General features: G+C 63.4%; 16 protein-coding genes. 7 read left to right on the top strand and 9 right to left on the bottom strand.

Annotation, left to right across the window (positions count from 1 at the left end):
• The first annotated feature begins 48 nt into the window (after window positions 1-48).
• The gene (gene rpiA, locus AC2T3R_RS24900) at window positions 49-723 is read left to right on the top strand and encodes a ribose-5-phosphate isomerase RpiA (protein WP_013974672.1); all 675 of its coding nucleotides are present in this window, start codon (window positions 49-51) and stop codon (window positions 721-723) included.
• 104 nt (window positions 724-827) lie between these two features.
• Here the strand turns inward: rpiA and AC2T3R_RS24905 are convergent, their stop codons facing one another.
• The 4 genes from AC2T3R_RS24905 to AC2T3R_RS24920 all read right to left on the bottom strand — a co-directional run bounded on the left by AC2T3R_RS24905 (window position 828) and on the right by AC2T3R_RS24920 (window position 4,950).
• Window positions 828-1,730, bottom strand: coding sequence for an SdiA-regulated domain-containing protein (locus AC2T3R_RS24905; protein ID WP_013974674.1), 903 nt, complete (start codon window positions 1,728-1,730; stop codon window positions 828-830).
• 90 nt (window positions 1,731-1,820) lie between these two features.
• On the bottom strand, window positions 1,821-2,741 hold the full coding sequence (locus AC2T3R_RS24910; RefSeq protein ID WP_085721361.1) for an SdiA-regulated domain-containing protein: 921 nt from the start codon (window positions 2,739-2,741) through the stop codon (window positions 1,821-1,823).
• Window positions 2,742-2,861: 120 nt separating this feature from the next.
• The gene (locus tag AC2T3R_RS24915) at window positions 2,862-3,527 is read right to left on the bottom strand and encodes a fumarylacetoacetate hydrolase family protein (protein WP_015272191.1); all 666 of its coding nucleotides are present in this window, start codon (window positions 3,525-3,527) and stop codon (window positions 2,862-2,864) included.
• 25 nt (window positions 3,528-3,552) lie between these two features.
• A complete protein-coding gene (locus tag AC2T3R_RS24920; RefSeq protein ID WP_410951939.1) occupies window positions 3,553-4,950 on the bottom strand; it encodes an FAD-binding oxidoreductase in 1,398 nt (465 codons plus the stop codon).
• A gap of 170 nt (window positions 4,951-5,120) precedes the next feature.
• Here AC2T3R_RS24920 and serA point away from each other — a divergent pair, with 170 nt between their 5' ends.
• The gene (gene serA, locus AC2T3R_RS24925; protein WP_003258542.1) at window positions 5,121-6,350 is read left to right on the top strand and encodes a phosphoglycerate dehydrogenase; all 1,230 of its coding nucleotides are present in this window, start codon (window positions 5,121-5,123) and stop codon (window positions 6,348-6,350) included.
• 150 nt (window positions 6,351-6,500) lie between these two features.
• Here serA and AC2T3R_RS24930 read toward each other — a convergent pair whose 3' ends face one another.
• Complete coding sequence (locus AC2T3R_RS24930) at window positions 6,501-6,977, bottom strand: DUF4399 domain-containing protein (RefSeq protein ID WP_410951940.1); 477 nt, start codon at window positions 6,975-6,977, stop codon at window positions 6,501-6,503.
• A gap of 224 nt (window positions 6,978-7,201) precedes the next feature.
• Between AC2T3R_RS24930 and AC2T3R_RS24935 the strand changes: the two genes are divergently transcribed.
• On the top strand, window positions 7,202-7,690 hold the full coding sequence (locus tag AC2T3R_RS24935) for a substrate-binding periplasmic protein (RefSeq protein ID WP_486744397.1): 489 nt from the start codon (window positions 7,202-7,204) through the stop codon (window positions 7,688-7,690).
• 122 nt (window positions 7,691-7,812) lie between these two features.
• Here the strand turns inward: AC2T3R_RS24935 and AC2T3R_RS24940 are convergent, their stop codons facing one another.
• On the bottom strand, window positions 7,813-8,316 hold the full coding sequence (locus tag AC2T3R_RS24940) for a 2-thiouracil desulfurase family protein (RefSeq protein WP_410951942.1): 504 nt from the start codon (window positions 8,314-8,316) through the stop codon (window positions 7,813-7,815).
• Entirely contained in the window at window positions 8,303-8,935 is a 633-nt protein-coding gene (locus AC2T3R_RS24945) for a 2OG-Fe(II) oxygenase (RefSeq protein ID WP_367245126.1), read from the bottom strand. The genes AC2T3R_RS24940 and AC2T3R_RS24945 overlap by 14 nt, the downstream gene beginning before the upstream one ends.
• A gap of 113 nt (window positions 8,936-9,048) precedes the next feature.
• On the opposite strand from AC2T3R_RS24945, the gene AC2T3R_RS24950 reads away from it, so the two are divergent.
• Window positions 9,049-9,801, top strand: coding sequence for a hypothetical protein (locus AC2T3R_RS24950; RefSeq protein ID WP_410951943.1), 753 nt, complete (start codon window positions 9,049-9,051; stop codon window positions 9,799-9,801).
• On the opposite strand, the gene bipL is transcribed toward AC2T3R_RS24950, so the two are convergent.
• Window positions 9,802-10,728, bottom strand: coding sequence for a phospholipase BipL (gene bipL / locus AC2T3R_RS24955; protein WP_410951944.1), 927 nt, complete (start codon window positions 10,726-10,728; stop codon window positions 9,802-9,804). It abuts the gene before it with no gap.
• Window positions 10,729-10,944: 216 nt separating this feature from the next.
• On the opposite strand from bipL, the gene AC2T3R_RS24960 reads away from it, so the two are divergent.
• A complete protein-coding gene (locus tag AC2T3R_RS24960; RefSeq protein WP_486744399.1) occupies window positions 10,945-11,514 on the top strand; it encodes a DUF6436 domain-containing protein in 570 nt (189 codons plus the stop codon).
• Here AC2T3R_RS24960 and AC2T3R_RS24965 read toward each other — a convergent pair.
• A complete protein-coding gene (locus tag AC2T3R_RS24965) occupies window positions 11,493-12,059 on the bottom strand; it encodes a sugar O-acetyltransferase (RefSeq protein ID WP_486744400.1) in 567 nt (188 codons plus the stop codon). The genes AC2T3R_RS24960 and AC2T3R_RS24965 overlap by 22 nt on opposite strands.
• 86 nt (window positions 12,060-12,145) lie before the next feature.
• On the opposite strand from AC2T3R_RS24965, the gene AC2T3R_RS24970 reads away from it, so the two are divergent.
• A complete protein-coding gene (locus AC2T3R_RS24970; protein ID WP_486744401.1) occupies window positions 12,146-14,551 on the top strand; it encodes a penicillin acylase family protein in 2,406 nt (801 codons plus the stop codon).
• A gap of 85 nt (window positions 14,552-14,636) precedes the next feature.
• On the top strand, window positions 14,637-15,455 hold the full coding sequence (locus AC2T3R_RS24975) for an alpha/beta fold hydrolase (RefSeq protein WP_486744402.1): 819 nt from the start codon (window positions 14,637-14,639) through the stop codon (window positions 15,453-15,455).
• Window positions 15,456-15,512: the final 57 nt, after the last annotated feature.

Genomic DNA, 15,512 nt, shown 5'->3' on the forward strand with positions numbered 1-15,512 from the left:
GTTATACTAGGCTCTTTTCAAAACCGCCCTGCCCCTCTCGGAGCCCGCATGACCCAGGACCAACTCAAACAGGCCGTCGCCCAGGCCGCTGTAGACTTCATTCTGCCCAAGCTGGATGAAAAGAGCGTCGTCGGCGTCGGCACCGGTTCGACCGCCAACTTCTTCATCGACGCCCTGGCTCAGCACAAGACCGCCTTCGACGGCGCGGTCGCCAGCTCCGAAGCCACTGCCCAGCGTCTGAAGGGCCATGGCATCCCGGTCTACGAGCTGAACAGCGTCAGCGAACTGGAGTTCTACGTGGACGGCGCCGACGAGAGCGACGCGCACCTGAACCTGATCAAGGGCGGCGGCGCAGCCCTGACCCGCGAGAAGATCGTCGCCGCCGTGGCCAAGACCTTCATCTGCATCGCCGACGCCAGCAAGCTGGTACCGGTGCTGGGCGCCTTCCCGCTGCCGGTCGAAGTGATCCCGATGGCCCGCAGCCACGTGGCGCGCCAACTGGTCAAGCTGGGTGGTGACCCGGTGTACCGTGAGGGCGTGGTTACCGACAACGGCAACGTGATCCTCGATGTGCACAACCTGCAGATCACCAACCCGGTGGAGCTGGAAGCGCAGATCAACGCCATCGTTGGCGTGGTGACCAACGGCCTGTTCGCGGCGCGTCCGGCAGATTTGCTGCTGCTGGGTACCTCTGAGGGCGTGAAAAGCCTGAAGGCCGAGTAACCTTCTTCGCGGGCGCGCCCGCTCCCACAGGTATTGCACAGGGTCCGAAACCTGTGGCGTACCTGTGGGAGCGGGCATGCCCGCGAATAGGCCCTCACAGGCACTCACTCCGCTGGCTGTTTGAACACATAGAACAGGTTCGGCTCACTGACCAGATAGATGGTCCCCGCCTCATCCATCGCAATCCCCTCCGCCTGCGGCACCGTCGCCTGCAACCCCTGGAACCCCTTGCGTAACGATAAGGTACTCAGCGGCCGGCCCTCCACATCCAGCTCCAGCACCAGCCGCGACTCGTCCGACAGCGCCAGCAGGTGCCCGCTGCGCTCATCGAACTGCAAGCTCGACAGGTCCCGCACGAACAGCCGCGAATCGCGCTTGCGGTCCTGCACCACATGCACCGCATAGGGCTGCTCAGGATTGTCGTGCGGGAAGCCATGCACCTCGTAGATCAGCATTGGGTCACGCTCCTTGGCCACGAACAGGCGCTTGCCCGCCGAATCATAGGCCAGCCCCTCGAAGCCCTTGTTGCCATTCAGGCCAATGCCCAGGGTCAGCTGCTCGGCATCGCCGGCATCGAGGAACATCGTGTCGTCCTCCAGGCGCACGCGAATCAGCCGCTGCTGACGCTCGTCGGTGATCACATAGCTGTTGGGCCCGACGTACTCCACGGCTTCCGGGTCGCCGAAGCCGGTCAGCGGCACTCGGCGCAGGATGCGCCCGTCCAGCGACAGCTCGATCAGCTCCGAGCGTGCATTGGTAACGGTAAACAGAGTCTTGCGGTCGGGGTCGTAGGTCAGCGCCGAGATGTCGTCATCCAGCCCCTCGATCGGCTGCGCCTCCACCACCACCCGGTAACGGTCCAGGCCGATGCTTTGCTCGGCTGGCTGCCACCAGGCCTTGAGGTTGAACCAGCCACGCTCGAACAGGCGAAACTCCTGCCCGGCCAAGCCGAGCAGGATCAGGCCGATAACGACCAGAACAGGGAACGGACGAACAAAACGGCGCATGAGGGAAGACTCGACACAGGGGTGACGAATCTAATCACGAACAACTGAAGTAAAGCTTAATGCCAGCATCCGAAAAGTCGGATGTTTGGGTCAGTTTTTGCTGAAGCGATAGAACAGTGCAGGCTCGCTGACCATGTACAGGTTGCCCTTGTCGTCCATGGCCACCCCTTCGGCACGCGGGATGGTGTCCTGCAGGCCGTTGAAACCGCCGAGCAGGGTCATGAAACTGACTTGCTGGCCCTGCTCGTCCAGTTCCAGAAGCATGTTGGAGTCGGACGACAGCACCAACAAGTGGCCGGTACGCGGATCCACGCCAAGCGCCGAGAGGTTGCGCAGGTCCAGTTCATCACTGGGCAAAAGCTGTTTTTCACCCGTGAGCGGGCTGCGGCCGTCGGTATTCCAGGTATACAGCCTGGGCGGGCGCTCCTCGCCGATGACCAGGCGCTGGCGCAGCGGGTCCCAGGCCACCGCCTCGAAGCCCTTGTTGCTCTTCACCGACGGGCCCAGGTCGTGGCTCTGGAAATCATCATGGTTCAACGAGGTGGTCTGCGCATCCACCTTGACCACGGTCAGGTCGTGCAGGCGCTCATCGGTGATTGCCAGGTAGCCGTCTTCCAGTACGGCGACGCCTTCCGGGTTGTTCCAGCCGTTGAGGGGGATCTTGCGCAGTACATCGCCATCCAGGCTCAGTTCGACCAGGATCGGGTTCTTGCCCATGACTGCGAACAGGGTGCGGGTACGCGGGTTGAAGGCCACATCTGAAGCTTCATCGTCGTCCATGCCCGGCAACGGTTTGGCATCGATGTCGACCTTGTAGTCTGGTAGCCATACGCTCTCGCTGCGCTCGGCGGCGCTTTCGAAACTCTCTTTGACCCACAGCGCACCGCGGTCATCCCAGTGCATGGCTACGGCCACGCCATAGCCGACTACCGCCGCCACAGCCAGGCCGAAGGGCCAGCGCAGAAAGAAACGACGCTTGGGGGTTGCGGGGGCGCTGGAGGGAGATGGCATGCAGGGGTCCTGGGGAAATGGGCGAAGATTCGCGCATTATCCGGATCAGGTGTGAAAAATCGGTAAACAGGACCGGCCTCTTCGCGAGTTTACCCGCGAAGAAGGCGACGCGGTCTCGAGTCAGAGCACCCGGCTTTCGAAGCGGCTCACACCCGGCAACTCCAGCACCAATTCGTCACCGACATTGAACGGCCCCACACCCGCCGGGGTACCGGTGAGGATCACATCCCCCGCCTGCAGCGAGAAATGCGCGGCCATGTGCTGGATCATCGGCACGATCGGGTTGAGCATCATCGCGCTGTTACCATCCTGGCGAACTTCGCCGTTGACTGTCAGACGCACCGGGATGTCGGTCACATCCTCGAAGCTGGCAGCCGACACGAACGGCGGCAGTACGCAGGCGCCATCGAAGCACTTGGCCAACTCCCAGGGCAGGCCCTTCTCTTTCAGCTTGGCCTGCACGTCACGCAGGGTAAGGTCTAGCGCCGGTGCATAGCCGGAAATGGCGTCCAGCACCTCTTCCTCACTCGGGTGAGTCGACAGCGGCTTGCCCAGCAGCACGGCAATTTCCGCCTCATAGTGCACCGAGCCACGCTCCGTCGGGATCTTGAAGCCGCCCTCGGCTGGTACCACGCAGCTGCCCGGCTTGATGAACAGCAGCGGTTCGGTGGGGATCGGATTGTCCAGCTCCTTGGCATGCTCGGCATAGTTACGGCCGATGCACACCACCTTTCCCAGCGGGAAGTGAATGCGTGTGCCGTCTACGTACTGATGCTGGTAACTCATGGCCGACTCCTCTGGATACTGCTTTCTATTCAGGTGCGAAGATCTTACCCGGATTCATGATGCCATTAGGGTCGAACACGGCCTTTATTGCCTTCATGCAAGCAATTTCTTCGGGCGAGCGGCTGTAGCCCAGGTAGTCACGCTTGGTCATGCCCACACCATGCTCGGCGGAGATCGAGCCGTTGTAGCGCTCGACGATCTCGAACACCCACTTGTTGACCTTGGTGCACGAGGCGAAGAAGTCGTCCTTGCTCATGTGCTCGGGCTTGAGGATGTTCAGGTGCAGGTTGCCGTCGCCGATGTGGCCGTACCACACCACTTCGTAATCCGGGTAATGTTCGGTGACGATGGCATCTATATCGCGCAGGAACGCTGGCACTTTCGACACCGTGACAGAAATGTCGTTCTTGTACGGGGTCCAGTGCGAGATGGTTTCCGACAGGTACTCGCGCAGTTTCCACAGGTTTTTCAGCTGGGTCTCGCTCTGGCTCATCACCCCGTCCAGCACCCAGCCTTGCTCGACGCAGTGCTCGAAGGTGGCCAGGGCTTCGTTGGCCACCTCCTCGGTGCTGGCCTCGAACTCCAGCAGCGCATAGAACGGGCAGTCGGTCTCGAACGGCGCCGGCACGTCGCCACGCGCCAGGATCTTGACCAGGCCCTTGTCGGAAAAGAACTCGAAGGCGGTCAGGTCCAGCTTGCCCTGGAAGGCATGCAGCACCGGCATGATCGAGTCGAAATCCGGGGTCCCCAGCACCATCGCGGTGAGGTTGCGCGGCGCACGGTCCAGACGCATGGTGGCCTCGACCACAAAGCCCAGGGTACCTTCGGCACCGATGAACAGCTGGCGCAGGTCGTAGCCGGTGGCGTTCTTGATCAGGTCCTTGTTCAGCTCCAGCAGCTCACCCTTGCCGGTCACCACTTTCAACCCGGCCACCCAGTTGCGGGTCATGCCGTAGCGAATCACCTTGATTCCGCCGGCATTGGTGCCGATATTGCCGCCAATCTGGCTGGAACCGCTGGAGGCGAAGTCCACGGGGTAATACAGGCCCTGTTCTTCGGCGTAGGCCTGCAGCTGGCGGGTAATCACCCCTGGCTGGCAGACCACGGTGCGGTCGAAGGCATTGAAGCCGAGAATCTGGTTCATGTAGTCGAAGGCGACCACCACTTCGCCATTGGCCGCCACGGCGCCTGCGGAAAGCCCGGTACGCCCGCCAGACGGCACCAGCGCCACCTTGTGCGTATTGGCCCAGCGCACGATCGCCTGCACCTGCTCCACCGTCTTGGGAAAGACGATGGCGCTGGGTGCCGGTGGGTAATGCTTGGTCCAGTCCTTGCCATAGGCTTCCAGGGAAGCCGCGTCGGTCAGGACCTTGCCAGGGTCGACAAGGGTCATCAGTTCATCAATTACAGCGGGGTGGGTCATCGCTGGAACTCTCGACTTATTCATAGTCACCCTGAGCACTCTTCACCTGTCGGGATAAGCTCAGATTGTGTCGCGTATGCTAGCATAGCCCTCCCGCTGTTCATGCTAAGGCCGCCTTTGCGCCTGGCATCACCCTCGCCATTTTTTCTCCGGGATACAGGTTTACGCAGATGAGCAAGACTTCTCTCGACAAGAGCAAGATCCGGTTCCTTCTTCTTGAAGGTGTGCACCAGAACGCGGTCGATACCCTCAAGGCCGCCGGCTACACCAACATCGAATACCTCACTGGTTCGCTGCCGGAAGCCGAGCTGAAGGAAAAGATCGCAGATGCCCACTTCATCGGCATCCGTTCGCGCACCCAGCTGACCGAAGAGATCTTCGACTGCGCCAAGAAACTGGTCGCCGTTGGCTGCTTCTGCATCGGCACCAACCAGGTCGACCTGGAAGCTGCCCGCGAGCGCGGTATCGCCGTGTTCAACGCGCCATACTCCAACACCCGTTCGGTAGCCGAACTGGTACTGGCCGAAGCCATCCTGCTGCTGCGCGGCATCCCCGAGAAGAACGCTTCCTGCCACCGTGGCGGCTGGATCAAGAGCGCGGCCAATTCCTTCGAAATCCGCGGCAAGAAGCTGGGTATCGTCGGTTACGGCTCGATCGGCACCCAGCTGTCGGTCCTGGCCGAGAACATGGGCATGCAGGTGTATTTCTACGACCCGCTGACCAAGCTGCCACTGGGCAACGCCGTGCAGGTCACCAGCCTGCACGAGCTGCTGGGCCTGGCCGACATCGTTTCGCTGCACGTGCCTGAGCTGCCGTCCACCCAGTGGATGATCGGCGAGAAGGAAATCCGCGCGATGAAGAAGGGCGCGATCCTGATCAACGCCGCACGCGGCACGGTGGTCGAGCTGGACCACCTGGCCGCCGCCATCAAGGACCAGCACCTGATCGGCGCCGCTATCGACGTGTTCCCGGTGGAGCCGCGCTCCAACGACGAGCAGTTCGAAAGCCCGCTGCGTGGTCTGGACAACGTGATCCTGACCCCGCACATCGGTGGTTCCACTGCCGAAGCCCAGGCCAACATCGGCCTGGAAGTGGCCGAGAAGCTGGTCAAGTACAGCGACAACGGTACCTCGGTATCCTCGGTCAACTTCCCGGAAGTGGCCCTGCCGGCGCACCCAGGCAAGCACCGCCTGCTGCACATCCACGAAAACATCCCGGGCGTGCTCAGCGAGATCAACAAGGTCTTCGCCGAGAACGGCATCAACATCTCTGGTCAGTTCCTGCAGACCAACGAGAAAGTCGGTTACGTGGTGATCGACGTTGACGCCGAGTACTCCGACCTGGCGCAAGAGAAGCTGCAACAGGTCAAGGGCACCATCCGTTCCCGCGTGCTGTTCTAAGTTCGCTGGCGGCATGAAAAAAGGGAGGCCCTGGTGGCCTCCCTTTTTTTGCCTGTGACATTGGTGTCCCCCGCTCCCACAGGGTCCACACCAGCCTTGAAGCCAGTGGTGATCATGTGGGAGCGGGCGAGCCCGCGAAGAACCCGACAACTATTTCACGTCGACAGTAATCTTCTGCGACACGACGCTCGGCTTGAACGGCACGTGATACTGGTCACCCAGCACCAGCTGCAGGGTGTGCTTGCCCGGGGTCAGGGTAATGCTGGTTTCGGTCTGCGCCTTGCCGAAGTGCAGTACTTGCGGGCCATCCGGCAACGCGGTGCCGGCCTGTGGCATCAGGCTGGATGGCATCGCCATGTCGGCCACCGGCTCTTTATCCACATCCACCAGCAGGTGGTGGTGGCCGGTGTGCGGGGTGTTGTCACCCGCAGGCTTGAGCGCCATGCCCTCGATGCCGAACTTGACGGTGAAGGTCTTGTCGACCGTGGCGCCATCGGCGGGGGAAACGATGAAGACCTTGGCATCCTTGGGCGGCTCCTGGCTCTTCAGGGCATCTGCGGCACTGGCGAACATCGACGCTCCCATCATCAGACCAGCAACGGCAGCACGCGAAAATAGGCTGTTCATTCACTTCTCCTGTGATTCACTTATTGACCGCCGCCAGTATTCCAGTGGCGGCGGTGGTTCACCTTAGTTGATATGTTTGCCCAGATGTTCACATCCTCAGGCAGAAATATTTCAATCAGGGTTAAACAATGCCGAGGCTTCAAGGTCATAGGCTGCGCTCGACCACGGCGAGGAAGAAAGCCGTGGCGAAGGTTATTCATCTGCCAAAGAGAAAAGGGGCTTTAATGCGTTCGACCATAGGAGTAATGCTGGCGATACTGATCACGCCATTGGCTCAGGCCGAGCTGATAGACGAAATTGCCGACCGGGGCGAACTGCGCATAGCCGTACAGGCCGACAACTCGCCGTACGCATTCAAGGAAAATGACCACCTGAGCGGCTTCGAGATCGACTTCGGCCAGGCGCTGGCCAAGGAACTGGACCTGCGCGCCGAGTTCATCGAAGCCCCTGCGGCAGAGGTACTGCCCGGTGTCGAGAGTGGCAAGTACGACATCGCACTGACCCCGTCGAGCGAATCGCCCAAAGCTGACGGCCAGCTCGATATGAGCCTGCCGTTTGGCGAGAAGCAGCTGGTGATCCCGTTCCAGAAGGACAACCCGGCGTTCGAGAGCGCGGTGAACAATGCACTGCAGCGGCTCAAGGACAGCGGGCGGACTGCCGAACTTGAGCAGAAGTGGTTCAAGGGCGTGCCTGAGACTGCGTCCGGGCAGTAAGCGCTTTATTGCCTGTACTGGCCTCTTCGCGGGCACGCCCGCTCCCACAGGTTAATCACAAGCCCGGGAGCGGGTGCTATCCCTGTGGGAGCGGGCGAGCCCGCGAAGAGGCCGGAACAGGCTCAAGCTGAAAGCCCAGCCAGCGCCTGCTCCGCCAGCTCCAGCTCCAGCTCGCTGAACACCAGCACCCCCGCCCGCCGCAGCAATGCCGTGGTCACCCCTTCCCCGGCAACCTTCACACCACTGAACGTGCCGTCATAGGTCAACCGGTTGCCACACGAAGGGCTTCCAGCCTTCAGCACGGCCACGCGAATGCCATGCCGGCGCACCAGGTCCAGCGCCCGCTGCGCCCCGGCCAGGAACTCGGCGCTGACATTCTCGCCCGTCACCGTAAGCACCTGCGCGTCACCATCGAGCACCTCCTCACCCTGCCCGCCCGGTATCTCTGCAGGCGGCCGTGGAGTCGGCAAGCCACCCGCCACTTCCGGGCACAACGGCACCACGCGCCCTTCGGCCTGCCAGCGCTGCAACAGGTCGGGGTGGCCACTGGCGCGGCCGTCATAGCGCACTGGCTGCCCCAGCAGGCAGGCGCTGACCAGCACCTTGGGCAGGTCAGAAGGGGTCATTGCCACGGCGTCGGAACCAGCCGGTCAACGAAAGCCGCTCACGCCCTGCCGGCAGCACCTCATGGGGCACCTCGCCCGACAGGAACACCACCAGGCAGCCCGCCACCGGCTCGACATCATGCTCGACACCGTCCGCCAGGAACATGCGCAACTGGCCACCGTCCTGCGGCTGCCAGTTCTCATTCAGGTACAGGACTGCCGACACCATGCGCCGGTCATCATCGCGGAAGCGGTCAAGGTGCCGGCGATAGAACGCCCCTGGCGGGTACAAGGCAAAATGGCACTCGAAGTCTTCCAGGCCAAGGAACAGGCCCTGGTTGATGGCCTGGCGCAGCTGGTCCATGGCGCTCAGGTACTGGTCGCAGGCCTCGGCCTGGCCGGGGTCGATCCACTGGATCTGGTCGCCGCGAATGGCCTCGCGCACCTCCTGGGCAGCACCGCGCCCAACCCCTGCAGGGTTGAGTTCGCCTTCGGCATCACGGCGCCGGCACTCGGCCGCGAGCGCACGCACCAGGTCGGCAGGCAGAAAAAGCGCCTGCTGGGACCAGCCATGGGTGGCCAGATCGTCGACGACGGCCGCAAGCATCGGGTGTTCAGGGGAGATGTGCATGGCGCGCATCATATCCATTAGCCATGCCGGCGCACAGCGCCACTTGGCCGAGAAGCACGCGGATATCTCGACAAACCGGCGCCCGGCCACGGACAATAGCCACCTGCCGACAGGAGTCCTGAATGCGCCGTCTGTTTTCCCTGATTCTGCTGATGATCTGCACCGTGCCTGTCTGGGCAGACAACCTGGATCAACTGTACAAGGCCGCCGGCTGGCCCGACCAGCGCGCCCATTTCAATGATGCCCTGACCGCTGCCCAGGAACGCTACCGCAACAGTTTGCCACCCGCCGTGTACCAGGCGCTGGTAAACAACAGCAACCAGCGCTTCCAGGCCCAGGCGGTGGACCGTCGCGCCCAGGCGCAGCTGCGCGCAACCTTGGCCAACCCGGCTCCGGCGCTGGCCTTCTTCCGGTCGCCGCTGGGGCGCAAGGTGGTGGCTGCGGAGCTCAAGGCCACACGCAAGGACGAACTGGCCAGGAATGCCAAGGGCTTGCCGAAGATCCAGGCCAGCGATGATCGCCTGCTGATAATCGGGCATCTGGCCCAGGCACTGCCGGCGCGCGAAGCCGGCGCCGAAGTGAGCCTGGCCATCGCCGGCGTGGCTGCCGACAGCCTCAGTTCGATGATCCCCGGCCTGTTCGGCGGCGGTCAGGCCCAGAACCTGCTCGACGGCCAGCGCCAGCGCCTGATGGGCCAGATCGGCGAAGACCTCAACAACACCCTGCTGTATGTATATCGCGACCTGTCCGATGCCGAGCTGGAAGAGTTCGCCACCTTTGCCGAGTCGCCGGACGGCAAGGCTTACTACCAGGCAGCCCTGGCCGCTGTACGCGCAGGCCTGGCGGTTGGCCAGAGCACCAACGACCTGAAGTGATCAGTTCAGGCGCTGGTCGATGAAGTCGAAGTAGCGCTTGCGAATGCCCGGCAGCTCGTTGGCCAGGTGGTGACGGGCCTCGGGCAGCATCAGAATCTGCGGCTCGGCAAACTTGGCCTTGAGTACTTCGAGGTTGTACGGCCAGTCCACTGTGCCATCCGCTTCTCCTTGCACGATCAACGGCCGCCGCGAGCTGCGCGGCGCGGCTTCGATACGCTTGACCCAGGCAATCAAGGCGCCCACCCAGGCGGTTGGCAGACGGCGCGGTTGCAGCGGGTCGGCTTCGAGGAACGGCAGGAAGGTCGGGTCATTGGTGTTCTCGCTGAAACGCCGCTCGATGCCACTCACGAAGTGGCGCAGCACCCGATAACTCAGCTTCGACCAGCGCCAGGCACAAGGCCGTACCAACGGTGCCAACAGGATGACCTGACCATCGATGGGGCTGCGCGCGCCCTGGTTCAACAAGTGGTCCACGGCGATGGCGCCACCGGTGCTTTGCCCGCACAGGTGCCAGGGGCGCGGCAGTTGCAGCGTGCGCGCCTGTTCGAACAAAGCCTCCAGCACCTGCTGGTAAACCGCGAAATCACTGATGCTGGCCCGCTCGCCGCTGGACAGGCCATGGCCGGGCAGGTCGCAACTGATCACGGCGAACCCCTGTTTGAGCGCCCAATCGATCACATGCCTGTAGAGGCCCATATGGTCGTAATAGCCGTGCAGCAGGAACAGCGTCGCGCTCGGCTGGTCGGGTAGCCAGGCCTGCCCGACCAGCTCGAAGCCTGCGGCCTGGAAGCCGCCCAGCCAGCTGTGGGCCGACAGGTTCAGGCCATAGAAGCGCTGGTAGTCCTGCGCTTGCGCCGACAACGGCTGGCGGGCGGTCAACGGCGCCAGGCTGGTGCGCAGGAGGTCTGGGTGAAAGGCAGCGGGCATCGGGTACATCCACAGTGAAGCAAGTATTGATCTGGGATATTCAGCTCTGGCTGGCGTCGTGGCAAGCTTGGGCTATGTGTCACCTGTACCGGCCCTATCGCCGGCAAGCCAGCTCCCACAGATTGCCTACCGGCCTCAGGCCTGGTGATATCCTGTGGGAGCTGGCTTGCCGGCGATAGGGCCAGTGAACCCACCACAAGACACCCACAAACATCCATGCAGACCCGCCTTGCCAAACCAGTCCTGCTCGCCCTCGCCTTGCTGCTCTGCACAACTTTGGTCTGGCAGGCCTACACCACCTTCCAGGCCCACTACCTGCGCCCGTTCGACAACCAGGCCACGCTGTTCGACGGCAGCCAGCTGCAGTTGCCCCCCGAACTGGCCGGCCCCGGCCCGATCCGGGTAGTGCATTTCTGGGACCCGGCCTGCCCGTGCAACGTCGGCAACCAGCAGCACCTGGGCGACCTGGTCAGCCGGTTCGCCAGCCAGGGCGTGACCTTCCACGTGCTGCAAAAGCCCGACAGCCACGGCCAGCTGCCCGACAACCTCACCGCCCTCAAGCCACTCGCCAGCCTGCCCGGCAGCGAACACCTGCCCGCCTCCCCGGCCGTGGCCATCTGGGACCGGCAAGGCCACCTGGCCTACTTCGGCCCCTACAGCGAAGGCGCAGTGTGCAATGCCAGCAACAGCTTCATCGAGCCGATCCTCAAGGCGCTACTCGACGGCCGCCAGGTGAGTGCCTCAAATACCCTGGCGGTGGGCTGCTACTGCCCCTGGGCCGGCTGACGCACCCGCGCAGGGTTGCCCACCACCACCGCCCCAGCCGGCACATCCCGAGTCACCACACTACCGGCACCCACCACGGCGTTATCGCCAATGGTCACCCCCGGCAGGATCATCGCCGCGCCGCCGATCCACACGTTGTTGCCGATGGTCACCGGCCGGCCACTCTCCAGCCCTGTGCGGCGCACCTCGGGGTCGAGCGGGTGGTCGGCGGTATAGATCTGCACGTTGGGGCCGATCTGGCAGTCATCACCGATACGCACCGGCAGCACATCGAGGATCACGCAGTTGAAATTCATGAAGGTGTTGCGGCCGACGCTGATGTTGTAGCCATAGTCGCAATAGAACGGCGGGCGGATCACCGCGCCTTCGCCGACCTGGCCAAAGTGCTCTACCAGGAGCCCATGACGTGCGTCGTTGAGCAATTCGACACTGCTGTTGTAGCGGTGCATCCAGTGCTTGTTGGCGATCTGCTCGGCCTGCAGCTCGGGGCAGCCAGCGTGATAGAGCTGGCCTGTAAGCATTTTCTGTTTTTCGCTGAGGGACATGGAAACTCCTTCCTGGGGCTATGCTCTGGTCGCGAATCCGCCGATCATCGGACCACATTTTTCGCTTGAACGCACAAGGAGCCTGCATGAAGCGCAGCTTGACCCTGTTGGCCGTGATGGTTGCCGTGGCCGCCGGCGCCGGATACTGGTATGTGCAGGGCAAGCTGCCGCAACGCGAGGGCGACGTGGCCATCGCCGGCCTGCAGGCGCCGGTCAACGTGCGCTACGACGCCCGTGGGGTGCCGCACCTGCAGGCGCAGAGCGAGCCGGACCTGTATCGTGCTCTCGGTTACGTGCATGCCCAGGACCGGCTGTTCCAGATGGAGATCCTGCGGCGCCTGGCCCGGGGCGAGCTGGCCGAGGTGCTGGGCGACAAGCTGCTGCCCACCGACACCCTGTTCCGCAGCCTGCGCATTCGCGAACAGGCAGCACTGATGGCCAAGCGTCAGGACCGCCAGTCACCCGCCTGGCAAGCCCTGCAGGCCTACCTCGACGGGGTGAACAGCTGGCAGGCCAGCCACCCAAAACCCGTGGAGTTCGACCTGCTCGGCATCACCCCACGCCCCTTCAGCGCCGAAGACACCCTGAGCATCGCCGGCTACCTGGCCTACAGCTTCGCCGCCGCGTTTCGCACCGAACCCGCGCTTACCTATATCCGCGACCAGCTGGGCCCTGAGTACCTGAACATCTTCGATCTCGCCTGGCAGCCCGAGGGCGCCTTGGGTACACCGCTGGCCGCTGCCGACTGGCAAAGCCTGGAGGCCCTCGCCCGCCTCAGCCATGACGCGCTGGGCGATGCGGGCATCCCGCAATTCGAGGGCAGCAACGCCTGGGCCGTGGCCGGTAGCCGCACCCGCAGCGGCAGGCCGCTGCTGGCCGGCGACCCGCACATCGGTTTTGCGGTGCCGGCGGTGTGGTACGAGGCCGAGCTGTCGGCGCCGGGCTTCAACCTGTATGGCTACTTCCAGGCGCTCAACCCGTTCGCCCTGCTCGGCCACAACCGCGACTTCGGCTGGAGCCTGACCATGTTCCAGAATGACGACGTCGACCTGATCGCCGAGCGAACCAACCCTGCCGACGCCAACCAGGTGATGGTCGATGGCAAATGGCAGGCGCTGGAAAAGACCGAGCAGCAGATTGCCGTCAAAGGCGAAGCACCGGTCACCCTCAGCCTCCGCCGCTCGCCCCATGGCCCGATCGTCAACGACGTGCTGGGTGCCACTGCCGGGCCCACGCCAGTCGCCATGTGGTGGGCGTTCCTGGAAACCGAAAACCCGATCCTCGACGGTTTCTACCAGCTCAACCGCGCCGATACCCTGGGCAAGATGCGCGAGGCTGCGGCCAAGGTGCATGCGCCAGGGCTGAACCTGGTCTGGGCCAATGCCCGTGGCGATATCGGCTGGTGGGCGGCGGCGCAGTTGCCGATCCGCCCCGACGGCGTCGACCCCGCGTTCATCCTCGATGGTGCCAGTGCGCAGGCGGACAAGCTCGGCTTCTACCCCTTCAGCGTCAACCCGCAGCAGGAGAACCCGGCACGCGGCTACATTGTCTCGGCCAACTACCAGCCTCCAGCAGCAGTGCCGATACCCGGTTACTACAACCTGCCGGACCGAGGCCGCCAGCTCGATCGCCACTTGGCCAACCCCGACGTGAAGTGGGATACCCAAAATAGCCAGGCGCTGCAGTTGGACACTGGCAGTGACTATGGCCCGCGCACCCTTGCACCACTGCTGGCAACGCTGCGCGCAGTGGCCGAAGGTGACGAAGAGAAGGAGCTGGTCGAGCAACTGGCAGCCTGGAGCGGCGACTACCCGCTCGACTCGACCAGTGCCACGCTGTTCAACCAGTTCCTCTACGAGCTGGCATTCGCGGCCTTGCATGACGAGCTGGGCGACACCTGGTTCCCGGTGCTGATCAGCACCCGCGCCATCGACGCAGCCCTGCCGCGCCTGGCGGCGGATGCCGATTCGCCGTGGTGGAACACCCGCGGAGCCAACCAGCGCACCGACCGTAACGCCGTGGTGCGCATGGCGTGGCAGAACACCTTGAAGCACCTGCGGGAAACCCTGGGCAACGACCCGGCCAGTTGGCAGTGGGGCAAGGCCCATACCCTGACCCACAACCACCCGCTGGGGGTCAAAAAGCCGCTGAACCTGCTGTTCAACGTCGGCCCGTTCGCCGCACCGGGCACCCATGAAGTGCCGAACAACCTCTCGGCGAAGATCGGCCCGGCGCCATGGCCGGTGACCTATGGGCCGTCGACGCGGCGGCTGGTCGACTTTGCCGATGCCGGGCAGGCGCTGACCACCAACCCGGTCGGGCAGAGTGGTGTGCCGTTCGACAGGCATTTTGCGGATCAGGCCGAAGGTTATGTGCAGGGGCAGTACCAGAAGGCGCAGATGGGGGTGATTCCGGCGCAGAGTACCTTGCGTCTGGTGCCAGCCCATTCGCAGCACAAGGCTGCTCCTACAAGAGACCGCGATCCCCTGTAGGAGCAGCCTTGTGCTGCGAATGGGCCGCAAAGCGGCCCCCGAGAATTTCGAATACCCTACAGCGCTCCCAGCCGAGACCCATTCCATGCAAAGACACTTCATCGAAATCGACGGCGCCCGCATGAGCTACATCGACCAGGGCCAAGGCTTCCCGGTCCTGCTCGGCCACAGCTACCTGTGGTCCGCCGAGATGTGGCAGCCGCAAATCGAAGCCCTGTCAGCACACTTCCGCGTCATCGTCCCCGAGCTTTGGGGCCACGGCGGCTCCGATGCTCCGCCTGCCACGACCATCGACATGAGCGCCCTGGCCCGCCAGCATCTGGCACTGCTGGACGCCCTGGACATTGGCAAATGCCATTTGGTCGGCCTGTCGGTCGGCGGCATGTGGGGCGCGCAACTGGCCCTTGAACACCCCGAGCGGGTGGACCGCCTGGTGCTCATGGACACTTACCTGGGCGCCGAGCCGGAGGAGACTCGGCTCAAGTACTTCGCCTTGCTGGATGCCGCCAGCGAAGCCGGCGAATTCAGCGACCTGCTGCTCGACATCATCGTGCCTATATTTTTCCACGCGGGCGGCCAGACCGTGCCTGAAATCCGTGAGCGGTTTCGTGCTCAACTGAAGGCAAGCAGTGCACAAACCATTCGCGAGAGCCTCGATCCCATGGGGCGGATAATCTTTGGACGACACGACCTGCTGGAGCAACTCAAGCAGCTGCCGAGCGAGAGAACCATCCTGATGTGCGGCGACCAGGACATTCCGCGGCCGCCGGAAGAGTCCAATGAAATGGCGCGGATCATTGGCTGCCTGGCGGCGCAGATTCCGTTTGCGGGGCATATCTCCAGCCTGGAGAACCCGCGGGTGGTGAATGAATTCTTGCTGAATTGGCTACCGCGTAACCGTTGAAGTCATTGGGGCCGCCTTGCGGCCCTTCGCGGGCTCGCCCGCTCCCACAGGGTCCTG

The sequence above is a fragment of the Pseudomonas sp. PVC-5-1 genome, assembly GCF_057444345.1.

What these genes read in the sequence shown, in the direction of transcription:
- AC2T3R_RS24910 (WP_085721361.1), bottom strand. Translation starts at nt 2,741, where the DNA reads ATGCCATCTCCCTCCAGCGCCCCCGCAACCCCCAAGCGTCGTTTCTTT.
- serA (WP_003258542.1), top strand. Translation starts at nt 5,121, where the DNA reads ATGAGCAAGACTTCTCTCGACAAGAGCAAGATCCGGTTCCTTCTTCTT.
- AC2T3R_RS24935 (WP_486744397.1), top strand. Translation starts at nt 7,202, where the DNA reads ATGCGTTCGACCATAGGAGTAATGCTGGCGATACTGATCACGCCATTG.
- AC2T3R_RS24930 (WP_410951940.1), bottom strand. Translation starts at nt 6,977, where the DNA reads ATGAACAGCCTATTTTCGCGTGCTGCCGTTGCTGGTCTGATGATGGGA.
- rpiA (WP_013974672.1), top strand. Translation starts at nt 49, where the DNA reads ATGACCCAGGACCAACTCAAACAGGCCGTCGCCCAGGCCGCTGTAGAC.
- AC2T3R_RS24950 (WP_410951943.1), top strand. Translation starts at nt 9,049, where the DNA reads ATGCGCCGTCTGTTTTCCCTGATTCTGCTGATGATCTGCACCGTGCCT.
- AC2T3R_RS24945 (WP_367245126.1), bottom strand. Translation starts at nt 8,935, where the DNA reads ATGCGCGCCATGCACATCTCCCCTGAACACCCGATGCTTGCGGCCGTC.
- AC2T3R_RS24965 (WP_486744400.1), bottom strand. Translation starts at nt 12,059, where the DNA reads ATGTCCCTCAGCGAAAAACAGAAAATGCTTACAGGCCAGCTCTATCAC.
- AC2T3R_RS24970 (WP_486744401.1), top strand. Translation starts at nt 12,146, where the DNA reads ATGAAGCGCAGCTTGACCCTGTTGGCCGTGATGGTTGCCGTGGCCGCC.
- AC2T3R_RS24915 (WP_015272191.1), bottom strand. Translation starts at nt 3,527, where the DNA reads ATGAGTTACCAGCATCAGTACGTAGACGGCACACGCATTCACTTCCCG.
- bipL (WP_410951944.1), bottom strand. Translation starts at nt 10,728, where the DNA reads ATGCCCGCTGCCTTTCACCCAGACCTCCTGCGCACCAGCCTGGCGCCG.
- AC2T3R_RS24920 (WP_410951939.1), bottom strand. Translation starts at nt 4,950, where the DNA reads ATGACCCACCCCGCTGTAATTGATGAACTGATGACCCTTGTCGACCCT.
- AC2T3R_RS24940 (WP_410951942.1), bottom strand. Translation starts at nt 8,316, where the DNA reads ATGACCCCTTCTGACCTGCCCAAGGTGCTGGTCAGCGCCTGCCTGCTG.
- AC2T3R_RS24960 (WP_486744399.1), top strand. Translation starts at nt 10,945, where the DNA reads ATGCAGACCCGCCTTGCCAAACCAGTCCTGCTCGCCCTCGCCTTGCTG.
- AC2T3R_RS24975 (WP_486744402.1), top strand. Translation starts at nt 14,637, where the DNA reads ATGCAAAGACACTTCATCGAAATCGACGGCGCCCGCATGAGCTACATC.
- AC2T3R_RS24905 (WP_013974674.1), bottom strand. Translation starts at nt 1,730, where the DNA reads ATGCGCCGTTTTGTTCGTCCGTTCCCTGTTCTGGTCGTTATCGGCCTG.